Here is a 21,043-nt window from a genome sequence, read left to right as displayed (position 1 = left end):
GCGTGGCCTATGCTTTCTTTTTTTTAGTTTGATTATTTTTATCAGCAAGCCGCTTCAGGCTCAGGAATCCCCTGTCGCATTAAGTGAATACTTTGTGGAATCCTGGTCGACAAAAGACGGGCTGCCGCATAACAGTATTAATGCCATTGCGCAGACCGAGGAAGGTTACCTGTGGTTCGGGACCTGGGAAGGGTTTGCCCGCTATAACGGTAAAAGCTTCCAGCTGTTTGAACGTGGCGCGGACACCGGTCTTCCTGATTCAGGTATCCTGGCGCTGCTTGCCGGGCAGGACGGAAGCCTGTTAGTGGCCGGCGCGCGTGGGGGGATCTCCTCATGGAAGGGCGGCAACTGGCACCCCTATGCCCCCGCGCCCACCATGATCGGTTCGGCCATGCAGGACCGCAAAGGCAATCTCTGGCTCTGCATGCCCGGTATGGGTCTTGTCTTTCGCCCCGCCCTTGAGATTAGCGCGCTGCATGATGAACGTGTGCTCGACAATGTCACGGTCAACAAAAGCGTAGAGGATAATAACGGCACCGTTTGGGCGGCCACCGACAAAGGTCTTTACCAGATTGAGGATCGTCATGCGACACGCGTCTCCCCTGCCACCGGCTTGCCGCAGGTGCGTGCTTTTAGTTTGCTGGTAACAACAGACCACACCTTGCTGGTCGGCACGGAAAAAGGGGTATGGAAACGCGTGGGCGAACACTTTGTTCCGCTGCATCCCCAACTCTCCAGCGAAGTGGTCTCCACTATCATGCAGGACAACCGCCAGGACATCTGGTTTGGCACCATTAACCACGGCATTTTCCGCCTCAGCGCCCAAGGGCTTGAGCATCTCAACATCGATAATGGCGTTGTGCATAACCGCGTACAGGCCATCCTGCAGGATAAAGAAAATAACATCTGGATTGGTACTAATGCCGGTTTACTGCGCCTGCGCCGGGCGCCGTTTATCACTTTCAGTACCCGCCAGGGGTTGAATGGCGACTACATTCGTACCGTGATGACGCACTCGGACGGCAGCATCTGGATAGGCAGCAGCACCGGTCTTAACCGCATTCGCGATGGCAATGTCGAACAAATTAACGGGGATCAACACACGCAACCCTCTGTGCTCAGCCTCGGTGAAGCGGCAGACGGCAGCGTGTGGGTCGGCACCTATACCGACGGGCTGCTGCACTGGAAAGACGGAAAATTGTCCCCCGTGTTGCAACAAAAAGATGGCCTGATCAGCAATGAGATCCGCGCCATTTTGCCCGACAGCCAGGGGAATCTGTGGATTGGCACCGCTTCCGGGCTTAGCGTGCTGCGCGCGGAGGCCACTTTACACAATTACGCTTTTGAAGACGGCCTGCCCGCCAGTTTCATTATGGCCTTGCAGGAGGATGAGCAGCACCGTATCTGGGTGGGCACCGGGCTGGGCGTCTCTGTTTTCGACGGCAAGAAATTTACACCTATCAATATCACCAATATGGAAAACGCCGAGTACATCTTTGGCTTTTACAACGAAGCGGATTATATGTGGATGACCTCTGACCGTGGTCTGATTCGGTATCGCAAAAGCGACGGCGCTATCGGCATGGTCGGGCGCAAAGAAGGTCTGCCTATCGACAAACTCTTCCAGGTGATACCCGACAAGCTTGGCTATTTCTGGCTGAGTTCTAACCGTGGCATCAATCGCATCAGCAAAGCTGACGCCACCGACGTTATCGAAGGGCGTAAGAAACAGATTACCGTAACCCACTTTGGTGAAAGCGACGGCATGATCAGCGCGCAGGCTAACGGGGGTTCGATGCCTGCTGCGACCCTCGATAAACAAGGTGGTGTCTGGGTGGCAACCGCGCGCGGGGCGGTCATGGTCAACCCGGAACGGCTGGGAGAATTCAGCAAAACGCGACTCACGCCGGTCGTCGAATCGGTGGAGAGTAATACCACACCGCTGGACACGCCCTCGACCTGGCCTGCCGGGACGACGCGCATTCGTATCAATTATTCGGGTTTAGGCTATGTGCTGCCCGAACGCATTCTCTACCGCACGAAGCTGGATGGCTTTGATCCGCAGTGGGTCGATCGCGGTAATATTACCACGGCGGAGTATACCAACCTGCCACCGGGCACCTATCGTTTTAACGTCTCCGCCAGCTACCCCAATAGCGACTGGAATGGCGATACCACGGCGATCACCCTGACCATCAAGCCCTTCATCTGGCAGCGTCCTCTTGTGCAGGCGTTTTTGGTGTTGTTGGTATTGATTTCGCTGTTGCTTGTTTTCCGCTGGCGTCTGAATCAGGCGCACCGTAATGAAGAGCGGCTGCGTAAATTGGTGGCCGCCAAAACGCTGGCCTTGCAGGAGCAGGCTGAGATCTTTGAGCGTCAGGCGAGAGAGGATCAGCTCACGAAGCTGGACAATCGTCGGGTGTTTGATGAGCAGTTGATGCTCTGCTTTGATGATGCCCGGGACAATGACTACCCATTGACGCTGGCGATTTTCGATATCGATCATTTTAAGCAAATCAACGATCGCTGGTCGCATGTGGTCGGGGATCTGGTGCTACAAAGCATTGGTGATATGCTGCGCACTACCCAACAAGAGACCATGCTGAGCGCCCGCTGGGGTGGCGAAGAATTTACCCTGCTCTTCCCGCGCATGTCCATTGAACAAGCCGCCATTGTGTGCGAAACACTGAGAAATACCCTGGCGCAAACTGACCATCGGCACATCGCCGAAGGCATGCAGGTGACCGCCAGTTTTGGCCTGGCGGAATCGTCGACTGCCAGCGACAGTAATACGCTTATCAAACATGCAGATCACGCGCTCTATATCGCCAAGCAAACCGGCAGAAACAAGGTGGTGTGCTGGTCTGAAGAACATGAGAGTGATGCTAACCACTTTCATATTTAGCGAAGTGAGAGTGGCGCAAAAGCAATCGAACAGCAAAATCGGCATAATGATGTAGCGATAGCAAAGATAATCAGAGGGAAGGCAGGGTGAGCGGAAAAATTGACTATCAGATTGAAAAATACGCGTTTACGGAAGCCGGAGAGACACCTCGAATGACGGAGCAGTGGCGCGGCGTTCTTGATGAGTGCCGTCAGTTAAAAGCGGGGGCGGAAGAGGGCCTGCGCATCGCATTGCTCAATATTGATTACGTCACCAGCTTCGAACTACCCTTCCGTTTGCTGCTGACCCGCTCACCTCAGTTGATTGCCGGATTACGGGAAGAGTTTCAGATAAGGCAGAAAAATGTCCTCTTCAACGGCAAACGTTTTGGCTGCGTCTACACGCTGAAAACGGATATAAACGCTATCCCGGATGAGTTTCAGTACCGCCTGGTGACCCGCATCCGCCGTGAAGATGCCGCTGGCACCACCGCCGCCCCTTTCCAGCACATCGCCAAAGAGGTGAAAGCGCCGCGTGAGCGCCTGAAACAGGCACTTGAGGCTGGGCTGGAGGTCACCGCGCTCGACGGACTGTTCTGGTTTGGTATACAACGCATCGCAGCGGATGTGCAACGGCTGCGTAAATCGGGCATGGTGATTGCCACGGCGGAGGTAGAGGTTTTCGACAACCTTACCGGGAGTACCCGACGGGTGCCGGTTTATCATCGTCCGGCGCCTTAAACGGCATTGATGCGAATTTACCGGTTAATAATCAGCAACAAGGCACACAAACATGCACCTACAAACAGAGCGCCTGATCCTACGCCCCGTTACACCATCAGACCTTGATGACCTGTTCAGGATTTATGGCGATCCGGCGACAAATAATTTTAATCCTGCCGGGCCTTACCCAGATATTGCGCATGCAAAAGCCGTTTTGTCGCGCTGGCTTCACCACTGGAATAAATACGCGTTTGGCCAGTGGGCTATTTCACTCAATGAAGCACCAGAAAAAGTGATTGGCTTTGGGGGGCTAAGCATCAGCACCTACGCTGACATCACCATTAATAACCTTGGGTATCGTTTTGCCACCGAGGCCTGGGGCAAAGGGCTGGCAACCGAGTTTTCCCTCCTTGCCGTCCGCTATGGTTTTGAAACACTTACGCTGAATGCCATTTCAGGCGTGGTCAGGCCGGACCATCTGGCTTCGCAAAAGGTACTGACAAAAGCGGGATTGAAATACGCCGGAGAGGTGGATGATGTGGCAGATGAAGAGCCCAGTCTGCTGTATACGCTAAAGGCACATGAGTGGCGTGGCAGAGAGTGACCTTTGCGCTTAAAAATTCTCTTCCCGAGTTCGCCAACAACCGGTGCCAAAATATCGGCTCCGTTCCCGAATAAATTAAAAAGTTAGAGACTGTAAGCGTCTCCTGTATTTTTTGCCCTCTTTTTATTTAATTTATTTCATTCGAAGCCTAAGGCAATACATAAATGTGAACTCTATCGCAAAAATAGCGTATTGGGCTCACTGCATTAAAAGCCATTCTGAGAATGCGGGTTTTGTGAGGCATGACAAAAAATAAAATAAAATGTCGTTCTGAAGGAAGAGTTCACCCGGTGCCTTTGTTGCTGGCGAGTTGCTAATGAAAACCTGGATGCGCGGGCTATTTAAGAGCACTGCTCCAGAGATCACAGGATTAAAAAAACATAATTAATTAATATAAAATCGTAATAGATTCCCAAGATAATCTATGTCAGAAAGTACTCCACATTTACAAAAGAAGCCGGAGATGTGATTAAATGAGTACCGAAATAATTCACAATCGACATGATGAATATCATATATTATCTCGTGGTGAGCGAATTGGTTATGGCATGGGTGATTTCGCTCAAAACCTTGTTTTTGGGACGATAGGTGGTTTTCTTGCACTTCACATGCTGACGGTAAATACAATCAGCACCGCAACCGCAGGGTTTATTTTTCTGTTTGTCCGCATCATCAACGTTGTTTGGGATCCAATGGTAGGAACCTACGTTGACAAAAGAACGTCTAAAGCCGGTAAATATCGACCCTGGCTTTTGCGCGCCGGTATTCCGCTCGTTATTCTCTCCGCTTTACTTTTTGCACCTATTCCTGGCGTCAGAGGCTCCGTTCCTTATGCCTTTATTATTTATCTGGCCCTGGATTTAGTTTATTCCGTAGTGAATATTCCTTATGGTTCTCTGAATGCTTCATTGACAAGAGATCCTGAATCTATTGATAAACTTACCAGTACCCGAATGATGCTGGCCAACAGTGCCAATCTTCTGGTCTATACCCTATTCCCGATGTTTGTTCAAATGGCCGCGCCAAAAGATCGTAGCCTCAAGGATACCGGTTTTTTTGGGCTTAAACTTAATATGGGGAACTACACCGACCCATCGGCTAACTATGCCTGGTTTGGCGTGTACTCAATTTATATGGTGATAGGGGCTATCGCCCTTTTCCTCTGTTATAAATTAACGAAAGAACGTGTTGTCGCTACGGCAGAACAAACCGCTAACGTAAAAAGCATGGATCTGTTTCTTGAGCTTAAGAATAACAAACCCCTTGTTGTTCTGGGCTTTTTCTTCATGCTGGCTTTTACATTTATGTTTGTCATGAATACGGCTAATGGGTTTTTCAATCAGTATGTCGTCGGCCATTCCGAGTGGATGGGGGCTGTTGGCCTTGTCGCCTCAGTTCCGGGTATTTTATTTCCGGTTTTCTGGCCGAAACTCAAAAAGTTTTTCGGTAAAAAAGGATTTTTCCATCTTTTTTTAGGCATGTTTATTGTCGGTGAATTACTGACTTACGCCTGGTCGCTCGATGGAATGCATGATGCGCTCTGGCTGGCTTACATCGCGACTTTCATTAAGCAATGGGGCTTAACCTCAGCGACCGGATTCATGTGGGCGCTGGTTCCCGAAGTGATTGCTTATGGCGAACTGAAATCAGGTAAGCGGAACGCTGCAATCATTAATGCGATTATGGGCATTTTCTTCAAGATTGGTTTTACGCTTGGCGGCGCGCTCCCACTTTGGTTGCTGGCAGGCTACGGCTTTAACGAAACCAGTGCCTATCAACATGCCAATGCTATCGCCGGTATAAATATGACTGCGATTTGGATTCCAATTGTTTTAGCCGTTGTCTCAATGTTCGCTATTCATTTTTATCCAATCTCCGACAAAAATGTTGAAGATATTAACCGGCAACTTGATGAAATACGCGTATAGTTTAAATAAAATGATTAAAACTCATTAAAAAAAAAATTAAAAAAGGATTGATAACATGTCAGTTATTCAAAACCCTGTACTCCCTGGATTTAATGCAGACCCCAGTATTATCCGTGTAAAAGACACTTACTATATTGCAAATTCGACATTTGAATGGTTTCCTGGCGTTCGGTTACACGAATCTAAAGACCTTGAGCACTGGAATCTTCTCCCTTCTCCACTGTCAACTACAGCCCTTTTAGACATGAAAGGAAATCCGTCATCGGGTGGAATTTGGGCACCTGCTCTCTCTTATGCCGACGGAAAATTCTGGTTGGTTTATACAGATGTAAAAATCACCGAAGGCGCCTTTAAAGACATGACAAACTACCTGATCACCGCAACAGACATACGCGGCCCCTGGTCAGAGCCTGTTAAACTTAATGGTGTCGGTTTTGATGCTTCCCTTTTCCATGACGAAGATGGTCGTAAATATTTAGTCCAACAAACCTGGGACCATCGAGAGTACCATCATCCTTTTGATGGCATCACGTTGACTGAGTTCGACGCAAACACCCTGAAACTAAAACCAGAAACCGCGCGGACAATTTACCGTGGTACCGCCGTTGCGCTGGTTGAGGGCCCCCATCTCTATAAGTTGAACGGCTATTACTATCTGTTCGCCGCCCAGGGCGGAACCGTATTTACTCACCAGGAAGTAGTCGCACGTTCAAAAAGCTTAGAGGCTCACAGTTTTGAAACCCAGCCAGGAGACGTGTTCCTGACTAACGTAGATACGCCAGACAGTTACCTGCAAAAACAAGGGCATGGCTCTTTGGTTTCTACGCCAAAAGGAGAGTGGTACTATGCTTCGCTGTGCGCTCGCCCGTGGAATCATGCAGGTGAATCGGTTTATGACCCGCGTGGTTGGTCAACGCTGGGCAGAGAAACATCCATTCAGAAAGTGGTTTGGGATGAAGATGGCTGGCCCCGAATCGCAGGCGGTCACGGCGGAAAAACATTTGTCGAAGGGCCAGAGGATGCCATCTTCACTGAAAGCCCAAAAGATCATAGCCAACACGATAAATTTACAACGCCGGTCCTTGATATTAACTGGAATACACTCCGGGTGCCGTTCACAGAAAAAATGGGAACAACAGGCAATGGAAAATTGACGTTAACGGGTCAGGGTTCTCTGGCGAATACGCATGACCTGTCGCTTATTGCCCGGCGCTGGCAGGCTTTTTACTTCGATGCTCAGGTTAAAGTTAAATTTAATCCGTTTTCCTATCAACAAATGGCAGGATTAACGAATTACTATAATGACCGTCACTGGAGTTTTATCTTCATCACCTGGAATGAAATTAACGGTGCCGTCATTGAAATAGGTGAAAATAACCGTGGGAAATATACGTCGTACCTGAAAGATGACGCCATTAAAATCCCGGAAGGGATCGAATCTGTCTGGTTCCGCACCAGGGTTCGTAAGGACAGTTACACTTATGAATATAGCTTTGACGGGAGCAACTTTACTGAAATTCCCGTCACACTAGATGCCGCAGTGCTATCTGATGATTACGTACTACAGAGTTACGGCGGATTTTTCACCGGTGCATTCGTGGGCCTTGCGGCAGTAGACTACTCCGGTTACGGCGCCCTGGCTGAATTTTATGACTTCAGTTATCAGGAACTGGGGGATTCGTTAGTTGCAAACGACACCTATAGCTGGAAAGCAAGTGAAACGCGCCAGTACCGACGGTAACCAGGGTGTGAGCGTCACTTACGCTAAGTCAATTGCCGGGAGCAGGAACCAGGGAGGGTGAAGCAGCGTGGTGTACGTAAAAACGATGGAGCGGGTGAAGGGAATCGAACCCTCGTATAGAGCTTGGGAAGCTCTCGTTCTACCATTGAACTACACCCGCTTCGGTGTGTGACAGGCATTATAGACCTAACTCGCTGGCTGGCAAGACGTTAAGCGACTAACTGACCATAAATTAGTCGCTTAACCTTTGCCTTTAGCATTTAGGCGGGCTGCCCTGCGGCGGCAGGTAGCGCAGCGGATCGATGGCCGTCGCCTTGTAGCGAATCTGGACTGCCAGTCGCATGGCGTCACAGGCGGCCAGCAGACGCAGAATGATAAACAGCCTTGATAATTGAAATGATAAATTTGATTTATATTGAAAATAATAAATCCCCCGTGCAACATACCCACTACTTCTACGGATGCATCCCGTTACCTTTGTGCACAGAAGGCAATTTTTGAAGGCCGCGTATGATTTCGCCCGGCCTGGGCTTTTATTACCTGAAAGAATATTAATTGAAAACATACTCATGTGGCTTTTACGTTGAATTAAAACCGCGCGACAGGTTCGTACATTGACCAGATCTAATATCTAGTCCTGACGAACTATTTTAGTAACATTTTGCCCCAGGATTTTCATAAAACCAGGGAGGCATTATGTGGAAGGTTATGGCAACGATAATCGTTTTTATCGTTAATCCGATCTGCATCGAATCCGTTAGCGCTGCTGACAAAATGACAGTCACTGTATCAGGGACAGTAGAAGCAGCAAAAAACATCAATTTAACTCAAAAAGTCACTCTTAGTAATCGTATCGAAAATTGTAAACAAATTGGCAACGTTAACTCCGTTAATCTGGGGCAAACCAGCGTCACGCTGAGCGCATCCGGGACATATTATCTGTCAGTAACAAATGGTGTTGTTAGCGCTTCAGAGGTATGTAACGGTCAGGAGGCCAATTTTAAAATCTATAAAACCTCGATTGAGGGTATTGGAATTTCGTTTAATGATTCTGACTCGGGCTCCCAGGCGAAAGGGCAACCGCTCCCTATTTTTCCGCAACAACTAGCTAAACGTGCCTATGGCAGCAACATTGCTTTAGGTATCGGTACCTGGGTTGAAGTGCGTTTATGGAAATATTCCTCGGCGGCCAATACGCTCCCTTACGGATTATTAAATATCCAAGGGCCAACAGTCTTTCAGGCGGTGGGTAACGGGGCGGCCGAAATAGGCTGCAATACTACCTCAAGTACATCAAATAACGGCAAAGTCTGTGCTGTCAATAAAATCAATCCCCCGGAGGTGACAGCCTCCGTGTATGCCAGCACCTGCGAATTTGTTGACGCCGCCAAAACGGTGCAGATGGGTACGCACAATATTCCTGGTACTGCCGCAGAGGGCTATAGCTCGCCGTGGGTAGATGCCAGCTTCCGCCTGCGCTGCCCGAATGCATACGGGTACAATTCAGCTCCCAATATGACTGCATTGAATGGCACGGTACAGGTAAAAGTTGTGCCGCTAACGGCTGCAATTAATATCGACAAGGGCATCATCGCGCTTGACGGGACTGGGGCAAAAGGGGTGGGTATCCAGCTGGCGTGGGGGGATTATGCCAGCCAGAGCAACGGCACGCCGACAAAACCGGTAAAACTCAACACCGACACGGCAGGCGATACCATCAGCAGTAACATCAGGACGGGTGGCTATGCGACAGGCAGTAACTCTATTACCGGCGACGGCACCGTTAATATGGCGGCGCGCTATGTGCGCACAACCGGCACGCTAGAGCCAGGCCCGGCTAAGGCGGGGGTCATTATTTATGCAAATTATAATTAGACGCAGTGCAGCCCATTAAAAGGATGGGGTTTACTTCGAGTAAACTTATCCGCCATAACCCTTACACCGAACTGAAGCTAATCAATGGCCTGCCACTAATTAGCTTTACGTTTTCGCCTTTGCCATTAGCATTTAGGCGGGCTGCCCTGCGGCGGCAGATAGCGCAGCGGATCGATGGCCGTCGCCTTGTAGCGAATCTGGAAATGCAATCGCACCGAATCACTGTCAGTGCTGCCCATGGTGGCAATCTTCTGCCCAATTTTCACGCTCTCCCCGTTGTTCACAAGAATGGTGTCATTGTGGGCATAAGCCGTGATGTACTCTTCGCTGTGCTTAATCATGATGAGATTGCCGTAACCGCGCAGCTGGTTCCCGGCGTAGACCACTTTTCCGGCCCCTGCGGCGTAAACGGCCTGACCACGCGGCCCCGCGATATCAATCCCTTTATTGCCGCCTTCGGAAGTGGTGTAACCCATGACCACTTTACCCGCTGCTGGCCAGCGCCAGCAGCGTTGCCCCACCGGCGGCCAGGACGATTGCGGCACGGCGGAAGACGGCACGACTCTGGCGGTCCGACTCGCGCTTTTTGATGAGGAGGATTTTGACGTAGTGTTATATTTCAGCCGCTGGCCCACTTCAATGGTGTACGGTGGTGAAATCCCGTTCAGCCGTGCCAGTTCACTGACGCTGGTGCCGGTCTGGCGCGAAATTTTATACAGCGTGTCGCCACGTTTTACGGTGTAAACATCACCGCCGGAGGATTTACTCCCGGAGCATCCTGCCAGCAGCAGGGCAATAGCCAGACAACTGGCAACGTGAAAAGGGCTTCTCATCAGGCTTCCTGCACGCACAACCGATCCTCAGCGAAAATAAAAGGCGTCTTAGTTTAGCAGCCAGCGGCGGGATGCCAACCTTTCAGTGCTTTTGAAGCTCAAAGGGATAACCCTGAGCGATAATTGCCATGATTTCGGGCAACCAGTTCGTCGCCGGGACTTTTACTAATGCCGGGTAGAACACCTGCGGTGACGGGAAAACTTCAACCACGTGGCAGTGGCTGAGCCGGGCCGCATCCACTTCCGATGAAGGCAACAGCGTTGCCGCCTCGAGCCCCGACTCCAGCCATTCCAGAATCACCCCCGGCTGAGTGATGTGCATGATGACTTTCGGGTTGCCGCCCGCTTTGCGAAACAGGTCAATCAACATTTCATAGGTACCGGAATCTTTTGCCCGATGCAGCATCACCAGCGGGAAAGCGGCCAGTGCCTGATAATCGAACGGCGATGACGGGCATTCTGGCAGGCATTTTTTGCTGATCACCGCCACCAGCCTGACCGGATCAAAGGAGACGAAATCAAATCCTTCGCTGCGATAAGGGCGCTGAATTAAAGCCAGATCGATGGTTCCTTCATTCAGCATCGTCTCAAGGTGGCTGGAATCTGTAACCGAGATATTTATTTCTGCGTGGGGATTACGTTTATATAATTCCAGCAATAGCGGTTTGAAATACGACTGAAAAAGATGAGTTAAGCCAATTCTTAACTGGAATTTTTCTTTATTCGCAATCGTGACGGTTTCCCGCGCCGTATCTTCCACATCACGTAATATTTCACAGGCTTTACGATAAAGAAAATAACCAGCATCGGTGGGTTCAATGCGATTTCCCTGACGGGTAAAAAGAGCGACGCCGAGTTCCTCTTCCAGCTCCTGGATGCGTTTACTGAGTGGCGGCTGCGCCATGTTCAGCACTTTTGCCGCCTGGCTTACCGATCCCTGCTCTACCACACGGCAAAAATAACGCAGTCTTTTCAGATCCATACAACGCTCTCCCGTCATGATGAGGCGCTCAGTATCACACTTCGCTTCGCAGAGTAAAAGTGCCTTATGTAATTGCAATCGACACCTGAGTATTTAACAAAATTGCAAAGAGTACTTTTTTGATATGGGTTGAATCAGGAAAACGGTATTTGTTTTACCTCTCCGGCAAAAATAAGGTAGGCGCAGACATTCATTCTCTTATTTTTGATGGAACACGCTATGTCACATTCAGATAATAAACATCCGCATGATGTTCACGATTTGCGTTCTGCTCTTGAATTATTAAAAACCCTGCCCGGCGAATATGTGGAAACCGACACGGAGGTCGATCCGCATGCTGAGCTTTCCGGTGTGTATCGTTACGTAGGGGCTGGAGGTACCTGCCAGCGCCCGACGCGTAAAAACGGCCCGGTGATGGTCTTTAATAAAATTAAAGGTTTTCATGACATCAGCGTGGCCATTGGCATTAACGGCTCACGCAAACGCGTCAGCCACTTCCTGAACTGCCCGCCGGAAAAACTCGGTCACCTGCTGAAAGATTCCGTGCAAAACCCGATTCCGCCCGTGCTGAGCCAGAACAACGCCGTCTGCCAGGAAGTGGTTCATCTGGCCACCGACGCGGGGTTCGATCTGCGCACCCTGCTGCCTGCACCAACCAATACCGAAGAAGATGCGGGTCCGTATATCACCATGGGACTTTGCTACGCCTCAGACCCGGAAACCCACGAGTCGGACATCACCATTCACCGCCTGTGCGTGCAGAGCCGTGATGAACTCTCCATGTGGCTGACACCGGGTCGCCACATCGACGCTTTTCGCATGAAGGCAGAAGCCGCAGGTAAGCCGCTGCCGATCTCTATCAGCATCGGCGTGGATCCGGCGATTGAAATCGCTGCCTGCTTCGAACCACCCACCACCCCACTCGGCTACGATGAACTGAGCGTTGCCGGGGCGCTGCGTGGCCATGCGGTTGAAATGGTACAGTGTAAAACCATCAACGAAAAAGCCATCGCCCATGCCGAGATCGTTATTGAAGGCGAACTCCTGCCAAACGTCCGCGTCCGCGAAGACCAGAACACCGATACCGGCAAAGCGATGCCGGAATTCCCGGGTTACACCGGTGAAGCGAAAGATGCTCTGCCGGTCATCAAAGTCAAAGCGGTCACCCATCGTAACAATCCAATCTGGCGCACTACCGTAGGACCGGGTGAAGAACACGTCAACATGGCGGGTATCCCGACCGAAGCGAGCATTCTGGACATGGTGGGCCGTGCCATGCCGGGCAAACTGCTGAACGTATTTGCCCACTCAGCAGGCGGCGGCAAACTGCTGGCAGTTATGCAGTTCAAAAAAGCGGCGGCCGTCGATGAAGGCCGTCAGCGTCAGGCAGCCCTACTGGCATTCGCCGCGTTCCCCGAACTGAAGCATGTGATCCTGGTGGATGAAGATGTGGACATTTTTGACAGCGACGACGTGCTGTGGGCGATGCAGACCCGCTACCAGGGTGATGTGGACACCATCACCATTCCTGGCGTGCGTTGCCATCCGCTCGATCCGTCTCAGGTGCCGGAATATAGCCCGAGCATTCTGCAACAAGGTATCTCCTGTAAAACCATTTTTGATTGCACGGTGCCGTTCCATCTTAAAAGCCACTTTGCGCGTTCGAAGTTCAAAGAGGTTGATGTGAAACGTTTCCTGCCTGATTTCGAATAAGGGGATAACGGTGATCACATCTCGACGCATCATCGTCGGCATAAGCGGTGCTTCCGGTTTTCAGTATGGTGTTAAGGCGCTTGAGCTTTTGCGCGGGCAGGATCTCGTAGTCCATCTGGTGATATCAAAAGGGGCGGAAAAAACCTGTGAGCTGGAAACGGATTATCGACTGGACGAGGTCATGGCGCTGGCAGATGTGGTACACCCCATCGGCAATCTGGGGGCCTCGATATCCAGTGGTTCGTTTAAGACGCTGGGTATGCTGGTCGCCCCTTGTTCGATGCGCTCGCTGGGGTCGATTGCCCATTGTCTGACGGATAATTTGTTAACGCGTGCCGCCGACGTGGTGCTTAAAGAGCGCCGCCGTCTGGTGCTCCTGGCACGCGAAACGCCGCTTAACCTGGGGCACATCCGTAACATGCAGGCGGTGACTGAAATGGGCGGGATTATCTTCCCGCCGGTTCCCGCGCTTTATCAACGCCCGCAAACCGCCGATGCAATCATTACTCACAGCGTCAGCCGGGCGCTGGATCTGTTCGATATTGATGTTAAAAACACTCCGCGCTGGGGCGAGGGTGACCTGCTTCATCGCGCATAACAGCAAGGCATGACCGGCGATCCGTCAATTCTGTACATCAAGACGGTGCTGGATCTGTTCACCGCCGCCATCTTTGCCACCATGCTCGGTTTCTCCGTGATGACCATCGGTATTCCATTGGTAATTGTGCAGGTCGCACTGGCGACGATTGCCGTTTATATTCTGCACATGATCACACCCGATATGATGGCGGATTTCTCCTGCGCAGGCGGCCTCATCATGGTGGCAACCGGGTTGCGAATCTGCAATATCAAACCCTTCCCGGTCGCCAATATGCTGCCTGGATTATTGCTGGTCATGCCGTTTTCAGCCCTCTGGGCCAAACTCTTTGCCTGATTATTGATATAATATTCTTCTCGCCCGGTGGCGCTACCTGTAGCGCCATTCGGCGTTTCAAGAGCTGGAGTTGGAATGGTTATTCAAGAACACGTTATTTTACTTAACGATCAGGGACAGGAAATCGGCACGCTGGAGAAGTACGCCGCTCATACATCCGATACCCCACTGCACCTGGCTTTCTCTTCCTGGCTATTCAATTCACGCGGTGAATGCCTGGTCACCCGTCGCGCCATGAGTAAAAAAGCCTGGCCCGGCGTCTGGACCAATTCTGTCTGCGGCCACCCGCAGCAGGGTGAAACCGTTGAGCAGGCGATTGTGCGCCGCTGCCGCTTTGAAGCCGGTGTGGAGATTATCGATATCACCCCTATCGCGCCTGGCTTCCGCTACCGCGAAACCGACCCTTCGGGGATTGTTGAAAACGAAATTTGCCCGGTTTTCGCCGCGCAGGTTATTACGCCTGTCGCCATCAATGCCGATGAAGTGATGGAGTATCGGTGGGTGGAGCTGAATGCTCTGCTGGTCGCACTGGAAGCCACGCCCTGGGCCTTTAGCCCATGGATGGCGCAGGAAGCGGCAGGCGCCAACGCGCAGCTTCGTCAGTTTTCCGTTGGCGTAAGGCAATAAAAAAGCCCCGCGTTTTCACGCCGGGGCTTGTTCACATCTCGCGTCTTATTTTACCGGACGCATCGCCGGGAACAGGATAACGTCACGGATGGTGTGGCTGTTGGTAAACAGCATAACCATACGGTCGATACCAATGCCCAGACCCGCCGTCGGCGGCAGACCGTGTTCCAGTGCCGTCACATAGTCTTCGTCATAGAACATCGCTTCGTCATCGCCCGCATCTTTGGCATTGACCTGATCCTGGAAGCGTTGCGCCTGATCTTCTGCATCGTTCAGCTCGCTAAAGCCATTGCCAATTTCACGGCCACCGATGAAGAATTCGAAGCGGTCGGTGATTTCCGGGTTCACGTCGTTACGGCGCGCCAGCGGAGAAACCTCTGCCGGGTATTCGGTGATGAAGGTTGGCTGAATCAGGTGCGCTTCAGCCACTTCTTCGAAGATCTCGGTCACGGTACGGCCCAGACCCCAGCTCTTCTCAACTTTGATGCCAATGCTTTCTGCAATGGCTTTCGCTGAGTCGAAGTTATCCAGGTCCGCCATGTTCGTTTCCGGGCGGTATTTCTGAATCGCTTCACGCATGGTCAGTTTTTCGAACGGCTTACCGAAATCGAACACTTCGTCGCCGTAAGGGACTTCAGTTTTACCCAGAATGTCCTGCGCCAGGGTACGGAACAGCGATTCAGTCAGTTCGATCAAATCTTTGTAATCCGCGTACGCCATATAGAGTTCCATCATGGTGAACTCAGGGTTGTGGCGAACGGAGATCCCTTCGTTACGGAAGTTACGGTTGATCTCGAATACTCGATCGAAGCCGCCAACCACCAGGCGCTTGAGGTACAGTTCCGGCGCGATACGCAGGTACATGTCCAGATCCAGCGCATTGTGATGGGTGATGAACGGACGCGCAGAAGCGCCGCCTGGGATCACCTGCATCATTGGGGTTTCCACTTCCATAAAGTCGCGGTTGACCATGAACTGGCGGATACCGGCCATGATTTTAGAGCGAATTTTGAAGGTGTTGCGGGACTCATCGTTAGAGATGAGATCCAGGTAACGCTGACGATAACGCGCTTCCTGATCCTGCAGGCCATGGAATTTGTCCGGCAGCGGGCGCAGTGCTTTGGTCAGCAGACGCAGCTCGGTACAATGGATCGACAGTTCGCCGGTTTTGGTCTTGAACAGCTTGCCTTTCGCGCCGAGGATATCGCCCAGATCCCACTTCTTGAACTGCTCGTTGTAGATGCCTTCCGGCAGATCGTCACGAGCAACGTACAGCTGAATGCGACCGCCTACATCCTGCAAGGTTACGAAAGAGGCTTTACCCATAATGCGACGCGTCATCATGCGGCCAGCAACGGCCACTTCGATGTTCAGCGCTTCCAGCTCTTCGTTCTCTTTAGCGTCGAAGTCAGCGTGCAATTGGTCAGAGGTATGGTCACGACGAAAATCGTTCGGGAACGGCAGACCTTGCTCACGCAGGTGTGCCAGCTTCTCGCGGCGGGTTTTCAGTTCATTATTAAGATCGACTGCCGCGTCAGCGCCCTGTGCGTGTTGTTCAGACATGTTGGTTCCTCATAACCCTGCTTTCAAACTTGCTTCGATGAATTGGTCCAGGCTACCGTCCAGCACCGCCTGCGTGTTACGGGTTTCGACACCGGTACGCAGATCTTTAATGCGGGAGTCGTCCAGGACGTAAGAACGGATCTGGCTGCCCCAGCCAATGTCAGACTTATTGTCTTCCAGCGACTGCTTCTCGGCATTTTTCTTTTGCATTTCCAGTTCATAAAGCTTCGCTTTCATCTGCTTCATGGCCTGGTCTTTGTTTTTGTGCTGTGAACGGTCGTTCTGGCACTGGGTTACCGTGTTGGTCGGGATATGCGTAATACGCACCGCCGATTCTGTACGGTTAACGTGCTGACCGCCCGCGCCGGATGCGCGATAAACGTCGATACGCAGATCGGCCGGGTTGATTTCGATATCAATGTCGTCATCCACTTCCGGGTAGACGAAGGCAGAGCTGAACGACGTATGGCGACGACCGCCAGAATCGAACGGGCTCTTACGTACCAGGCGGTGGACGCCGGTTTCGGTACGTAACCAGCCAAAGGCATAATCACCGGAGATCTTGATGGTCACGGATTTGATACCCGCCACTTCACCTTCAGATTCTTCAATGATCTCGGTTTTAAAGCCGCGTGCTTCCGCCCAGCGCAGGTACATACGCTCCAGCATGCTCGCCCAGTCCTGGGCTTCGGTGCCGCCGGAACCGGCCTGAATATCCAGGTAGCAGTCCGCGCTGTCATATTCACCCGAGAACATGCGGCGGAATTCGAGCTGCGCCAGCTTCTCTTCCAGCACGTCAAGCTCAGCAACGGCTTCGGTAAAGGTCTCTTCATCGTCCGCTTCGACCGCAAGCTCCAGCAGACCGGAAACATCTTCCAGCCCCTGACTCATCTGATCGAGGGTTTCAACAATGGCTTCGAGGGAGGAACGCTCTTTACCCAGCGCCTGTGCGCGTTCAGGTTCGTTCCAGACGTCCGGCTGTTCCAGCTCGGCGTTTACTTCTTCAAGACGCTCTTTCTTGGCATCATAGTCAAAGATACCCCCTAAGAACGTCGGAACGCTCGGTGAGGTCTTGAATGCGGTTTTTTACCGGATTGATTTCAAACATGGTCTGTTTTCTTTTAATGGACTTGTCAAAATACGGTCATAAGGGCGGAATTGTAGCGGATCCACGCCCTTATTAGTAGAGATTACTGGCGCTAAATTGGCCAGAGATTTTCGATGATCAGCTGAACGCTGCGGTTGCCGCGAAACTCATTCACGTCCAGTTTGTAGGCAGCCGTGACCTGGCGTACGCCGTTATCTGGCCAGCGGCTGGTGTCCACATTAAAGGCGATACCGTCGAGCAATGGGCCACCGCCAACCGGTTCGAGCATCACCTTCAAATGACGCTCACCCACCAGTCGCTGTTGCAAAATCCGAAACTCGCCGTCGAACATCGGTTCCGGGAACATCTGTCCCCAGGGACCCGCTTCGCGCAGCATCTCCGCAATTTCAAGGGTCATGTCCTGCGGGGCAAGTGGCCCATCAGAAACAATTTCTCCCTGCAGCAGCGACGGATCCAGCCATTCCGTTACCAGTTCGCCAAAATAGCGCTGGAACTCATCAAAACGGGATTCTTCCAGCGACAGTCCCGCCGCCATCGCGTGGCCGCCAAATTTGATCATCAGGCCAGGATGCAGCGTATCCAGACGCTCCAGTGCATCACGCATATGCAGCCCCTGGATGGAGCGCCCTGAGCCTTTCAGGGTGCCTTCGCCTGCAGGCGCAAAAGCAATCACCGGGCGATGAAAACGCTCTTTGATGCGCGAGGCCAGAATTCCCACCACGCCCTGATGCCAGTCAGGGTGATACATTGCCAGCCCACCCGGCAGGGTATCCCGGCTGCGCTCCAGCTTCTCACAAAGCGTCAGCGCTTCTGCCTGCATCCCCTGTTCAATCTCTTTACGCGTTTGGTTAAGCGCATCCAGTTCGCTTGCCAGCACGCGGGCTTCGCCAAGGTTTTCACTTAACAGCAGTGCGACGCCAACGGACATGTCATCCAGTCGCCCGGCGGCATTCAAACGTGGCCCCAACGCAAAACCTAAATCGCTGGCTGCCAGTTTCTGCGCATCGCGGTTGGCAATTTCCAGCAGCGCTTTAATGCCCGGTCGGCATTTTCCGGCACGAATACGGCTCAGGCCCTGCCAGGTCAGAATGCGGTTATTGGCGTCCAGCGGCACGACGTCGGCCACCGTACCCAGCGCCACCAGGTCAAGCAGCTCAGCGAGATTAGGCACGGCTATACCACGGGCCTCAAACCAGCCGTTGTCACGTAAGAAGGTACGCAGCGCCAGCATCAGATAAAACGCCACACCGACGCCCGCCAGTGACTTCGAAGGAAAATCACACTCGCGCAGGTTAGGATTAATGATGGCTTCCGCGTCCGGCAGCGTGTCGCCAGGCAAATGGTGATCGGTGACCAGCACCGGAATGCCCAACTGATGAGCGCGCTCGACACCCGCGTGGGACGAGATACCATTGTCGACGGTAAGAATAAACTGCGCGCCACGAGCGTGGGCCTGATCGACCACTTCCGGACTCAGTCCATAGCCGTCCTCAAAACGGTTCGGCACCAGATAAGCGATGTTGTCTCCGCCCAGCGCCCGCAAGGCCAGCACGCTCAGGGCAGTACTGGTGGCGCCATCGGCGTCAAAATCGCCCACCACCATGATGCGCAAGCCTTCACGCAGAGCGTTGTAGAGCACCTCAACGGCTTTATCGATGCCGTGCAGGCGCTGCCACGGCAGCATGCCTTTGACGCCACGCTCAAGATCGCTTGCCTGGCACACGCCGCGGCTGGCGTACAGGCGGCTCAATAGCGGGTGTAAATCCGCCGGAAGCGCCGCCGTATCGTTCGCTTCGCGGCGGCGAAGGAGTATTTCTGATTTCACTGGCGTTATTTACCGCTGGTCTGTTTTTGATGCTCGTCGAGGAAAGCTTTCATCTCTTTCGGCCCCTGATAGCCTGGTACGACATAGCCATTACTCAGCACAATCGCCGGCGTACCGTTGACGCCAAACTGCACGCCCAATGCGTAATGGTCGGCGATATCCACGTCACAGCTGGCCGGTTTCACGCCCTTGCCGCCCATAGCGTCATCGAAGGCTTTGTTACGGTCCTTCGCACACCAGATGGATTTCATGTCCTGCTCGGCCTGGCTCTCCAGCCCCTGACGTGGGAAGGCCAGATAGCGCACGGTGATGCCCAGCGCGTTATAGTCGGCCATCTCTTCATGCAGTTTGTGGCAGTAGCCACAAGTGATGTCAGTGAAGACGGTGATAACGTGTTTTTCCTGCGGCGCTTTATAGACAATCATCTCTTTTTCAAGCGCATTGAGATGGGTCATCAGCAGTTTGTTGGTCACGTTCACCGGCTGCGCGCCGCTCACGTCATACATCGGCCCCTGAATAATATGCTTGCCATCTTCGGTCACGTACAGCACGCCACCGTTAGTCAGCACGGTTTTCAGCCCTGCTACGGGTGCGGATTGGATGTCTGAGCTTTGCACGCCCAATTTTGCCAGCGATTGTTTAATCGCCGCATCATCAGCATGGGCCACGCCCGTTAGTGCTGCCGCCATCAGGGTGAATGTGATGAAACCTTTTTTCATAACGAATCCTTAGTAACCAGCTATCACGCCCGGGGGTGATGCTGTTGATGAAGCTGTCGCAGTCGCTCTGTCGCAACGTGCGTATAAATCTGCGTGGTGGAGAGATCGCTGTGGCCAAGAAGCATCTGGACCACCCGTAAGTCTGCACCGTGATTGAGTAAATGCGTAGCAAACGCATGGCGCAAAACGTGCGGCGATAGCTTCTCGCTATCAATCCCCGCGAGCTGCGCGTAGTGCTTAATACGATGCCAGAAAGTCTGCCGCGTCATCTGCTGCGCGCGCTGGCTGGGAAACAGCACATCAATGGAAACACCGTTTAACAGCCAGGGGCGACCGTGCTCCAGCCAGGTTTCTACCCAGTGCACCGCCTCTTCGCCCAATGGCACCAGGCGTTCTTTGTTACCCTTACCGATAACACGCACCACACCCTGACGCAGGCTGATGTCGCTCATCGTCAGGCCGACCAGCTCCGAGACACGCAGACCGGTAGCATAGAGCACTTCTAACATCGCTTTATCGCGTAACTCCAGCGGCTGGTCAATGGTCGGCGACGCTAATAGCCGCTCAACCTGTGCTTCACTGAGATCTTTAGGAAGACGTTGAGGCAGTTTCGGCGAGGCTAATAGCGCGCTGGGGTCGTCCTGGCGAAATTTTTCCCGGTACAAATGCTGAAAGAAACGACGCATGGCGCTTAACAGCCGCGCGGAGCTGGTGGCTTTGTAGCCCCCTTCCATTCTTTCTGCGAGTAAACCTTGTAAATCATCCGCTTGTGCACTTTGCAGGCTCAGTTCCCGATGATGCAACCACTCGACCAGCCCCTGCAGATCGCGGCGGTACGCACTGAGCGTATTCTCCGCAAGATTGCGCTCAAGCCAAAGGGCATCAAGAAACTGTTCGATGCGTGCGAGATCACTTTCCATCCCAGCCTCTCCTTTATTGGTGACGCTGCATTATGCCTGATTGCCGTCTGATTCTGGTACACTGC

At 52.4% G+C, this 21,043-nt stretch carries 16 protein-coding genes, 1 tRNA gene and 2 pseudogenes; 10 read left to right on the top strand and 9 right to left on the bottom strand.

Annotated features, from left to right (window positions below):
• Positions 1-94: 94 nt before the first annotated feature.
• The 5 genes from ACUY4Q_RS04475 to ACUY4Q_RS04455 all read left to right on the top strand — a co-directional run bounded on the left by ACUY4Q_RS04475 (position 95) and on the right by ACUY4Q_RS04455 (position 7,879).
• On the top strand, positions 95-2,905 hold the full coding sequence (locus ACUY4Q_RS04475) for a ligand-binding sensor domain-containing diguanylate cyclase (RefSeq protein WP_458045880.1): 2,811 nt from the start codon (positions 95-97) through the stop codon (positions 2,903-2,905).
• An 86-nt stretch (positions 2,906-2,991) separates the two neighbouring features.
• Positions 2,992-3,624, top strand: coding sequence for an ECs1377 family protein (locus ACUY4Q_RS04470; protein WP_458045879.1), 633 nt, complete (start codon positions 2,992-2,994; stop codon positions 3,622-3,624).
• Positions 3,625-3,676: 52 nt separating this feature from the next.
• Entirely contained in the window at positions 3,677-4,210 is a 534-nt protein-coding gene (locus ACUY4Q_RS04465) for a GNAT family N-acetyltransferase (protein ID WP_458045878.1), read from the top strand.
• Positions 4,211-4,698: 488 nt separating this feature from the next.
• Positions 4,699-6,138 (top strand): MFS transporter, encoded by a 1,440-nt coding sequence (locus tag ACUY4Q_RS04460; RefSeq protein WP_458047260.1) that lies wholly within the window; start codon positions 4,699-4,701, stop codon positions 6,136-6,138.
• 55 nt (positions 6,139-6,193) lie between these two features.
• On the top strand, positions 6,194-7,879 hold the full coding sequence (locus ACUY4Q_RS04455) for a glycoside hydrolase family 43 protein (protein ID WP_458045877.1): 1,686 nt from the start codon (positions 6,194-6,196) through the stop codon (positions 7,877-7,879).
• Positions 7,880-7,965: 86 nt separating this feature from the next.
• Here the strand turns inward: ACUY4Q_RS04455 and ACUY4Q_RS04450 are convergent.
• Both ACUY4Q_RS04450 and ACUY4Q_RS04445 read right to left on the bottom strand, forming a co-directional pair.
• Positions 7,966-8,039: transfer RNA gene (locus tag ACUY4Q_RS04450), tRNA-Gly, on the bottom strand.
• Between the two features lie 93 nt (positions 8,040-8,132).
• Positions 8,133-8,228, bottom strand: a pseudogene (locus tag ACUY4Q_RS04445) (amidase activator ActS); the annotation flags it as partial.
• 359 nt (positions 8,229-8,587) lie between these two features.
• Between ACUY4Q_RS04445 and ACUY4Q_RS04440 the strand changes: the two are divergent.
• Positions 8,588-9,754, top strand: coding sequence for a fimbrial protein (locus tag ACUY4Q_RS04440; protein ID WP_458045876.1), 1,167 nt, complete (start codon positions 8,588-8,590; stop codon positions 9,752-9,754).
• Positions 9,755-9,879: 125 nt separating this feature from the next.
• Here the strand turns inward: ACUY4Q_RS04440 and actS are convergent, their stop codons facing one another.
• A complete protein-coding gene (gene actS / locus ACUY4Q_RS04435; RefSeq protein WP_458045875.1) occupies positions 9,880-10,605 on the bottom strand; it encodes an amidase activator ActS in 726 nt (241 codons plus the stop codon).
• Between the two features lie 64 nt (positions 10,606-10,669).
• The gene (locus ACUY4Q_RS04430; protein WP_458045874.1) at positions 10,670-11,569 is read right to left on the bottom strand and encodes a LysR family transcriptional regulator; all 900 of its coding nucleotides are present in this window, start codon (positions 11,567-11,569) and stop codon (positions 10,670-10,672) included.
• A gap of 219 nt (positions 11,570-11,788) precedes the next feature.
• Between ACUY4Q_RS04430 and ACUY4Q_RS04425 the strand changes: the two genes are divergently transcribed.
• From ACUY4Q_RS04425 to idi, 4 genes and pseudogenes are all read left to right on the top strand, one after another.
• Positions 11,789-13,282 carry a UbiD family decarboxylase gene (locus tag ACUY4Q_RS04425; RefSeq protein WP_458045873.1) on the top strand — a complete coding sequence of 498 codons (1,494 nt, stop codon included), beginning with the start codon at positions 11,789-11,791 and terminating at the stop codon, positions 13,280-13,282.
• Between the two features lie 13 nt (positions 13,283-13,295).
• Positions 13,296-13,880, top strand: a complete 585-nt coding sequence (locus ACUY4Q_RS04420; protein WP_458047259.1) for a UbiX family flavin prenyltransferase — start codon at positions 13,296-13,298, stop codon at positions 13,878-13,880.
• A 3-nt stretch (positions 13,881-13,883) separates the two neighbouring features.
• A pseudogene (locus ACUY4Q_RS04415) lies at positions 13,884-14,216 on the top strand (DUF554 family protein); the annotation flags it as partial.
• Between the two features lie 75 nt (positions 14,217-14,291).
• Entirely contained in the window at positions 14,292-14,843 is a 552-nt protein-coding gene (gene idi, locus ACUY4Q_RS04410; protein ID WP_043866539.1) for an isopentenyl-diphosphate Delta-isomerase, read from the top strand.
• Between the two features lie 45 nt (positions 14,844-14,888).
• Here idi and lysS read toward each other — a convergent pair whose 3' ends face one another.
• The 5 genes from lysS to xerD all read right to left on the bottom strand — a co-directional run bounded on the left by lysS (position 14,889) and on the right by xerD (position 20,978).
• Positions 14,889-16,406, bottom strand: a complete 1,518-nt coding sequence (gene lysS / locus ACUY4Q_RS04405) for a lysine--tRNA ligase (RefSeq protein ID WP_043866538.1) — start codon at positions 16,404-16,406, stop codon at positions 14,889-14,891.
• A gap of 9 nt (positions 16,407-16,415) precedes the next feature.
• A protein-coding gene (gene prfB, locus ACUY4Q_RS04400) for a peptide chain release factor 2 (RefSeq protein WP_458045872.1) occupies positions 16,416-17,514 on the bottom strand; the annotation gives its coding sequence in 2 pieces (ribosomal slippage) (positions 16,416-17,438 and positions 17,440-17,514; 1,098 coding nt in all).
• A gap of 91 nt (positions 17,515-17,605) precedes the next feature.
• The gene (gene recJ, locus ACUY4Q_RS04395) at positions 17,606-19,339 is read right to left on the bottom strand and encodes a single-stranded-DNA-specific exonuclease RecJ (protein ID WP_458045871.1); all 1,734 of its coding nucleotides are present in this window, start codon (positions 19,337-19,339) and stop codon (positions 17,606-17,608) included.
• Positions 19,340-19,344: 5 nt separating this feature from the next.
• A complete protein-coding gene (gene dsbC / locus ACUY4Q_RS04390) occupies positions 19,345-20,058 on the bottom strand; it encodes a bifunctional protein-disulfide isomerase/oxidoreductase DsbC (RefSeq protein WP_458045870.1) in 714 nt (237 codons plus the stop codon).
• A 23-nt stretch (positions 20,059-20,081) separates the two neighbouring features.
• Positions 20,082-20,978, bottom strand: a complete 897-nt coding sequence (gene xerD, locus ACUY4Q_RS04385; RefSeq protein WP_458045869.1) for a site-specific tyrosine recombinase XerD — start codon at positions 20,976-20,978, stop codon at positions 20,082-20,084.
• Positions 20,979-21,043: the final 65 nt, after the last annotated feature.

The organism is Phytobacter cepae, assembly GCF_054165735.1.
The sequence above is the reverse complement of the archived record's forward strand: the minus strand, read 5'-3'. Positions and strand labels throughout refer to the sequence as shown.

Excerpts from the sequence above, each read along its gene's own strand:
- ACUY4Q_RS04465 (WP_458045878.1), top strand. The coding sequence starts at position 3,677 with ATGCACCTACAAACAGAGCGCCTGATCCTACGCCCCGTTACACCATCA.
- ACUY4Q_RS04455 (WP_458045877.1), top strand. The coding sequence starts at position 6,194 with ATGTCAGTTATTCAAAACCCTGTACTCCCTGGATTTAATGCAGACCCC.
- ACUY4Q_RS04440 (WP_458045876.1), top strand. The coding sequence starts at position 8,588 with ATGGCAACGATAATCGTTTTTATCGTTAATCCGATCTGCATCGAATCC.
- ACUY4Q_RS04430 (WP_458045874.1), bottom strand. The coding sequence starts at position 11,569 with ATGGATCTGAAAAGACTGCGTTATTTTTGCCGTGTGGTAGAGCAGGGA.
- ACUY4Q_RS04425 (WP_458045873.1), top strand. The coding sequence starts at position 11,789 with ATGTCACATTCAGATAATAAACATCCGCATGATGTTCACGATTTGCGT.
- idi (WP_043866539.1), top strand. The coding sequence starts at position 14,292 with ATGGTTATTCAAGAACACGTTATTTTACTTAACGATCAGGGACAGGAA.
- lysS (WP_043866538.1), bottom strand. The coding sequence starts at position 16,406 with ATGTCTGAACAACACGCACAGGGCGCTGACGCGGCAGTCGATCTTAAT.
- dsbC (WP_458045870.1), bottom strand. The coding sequence starts at position 20,058 with ATGAAAAAAGGTTTCATCACATTCACCCTGATGGCGGCAGCACTAACG.
- xerD (WP_458045869.1), bottom strand. The coding sequence starts at position 20,978 with ATGGAAAGTGATCTCGCACGCATCGAACAGTTTCTTGATGCCCTTTGG.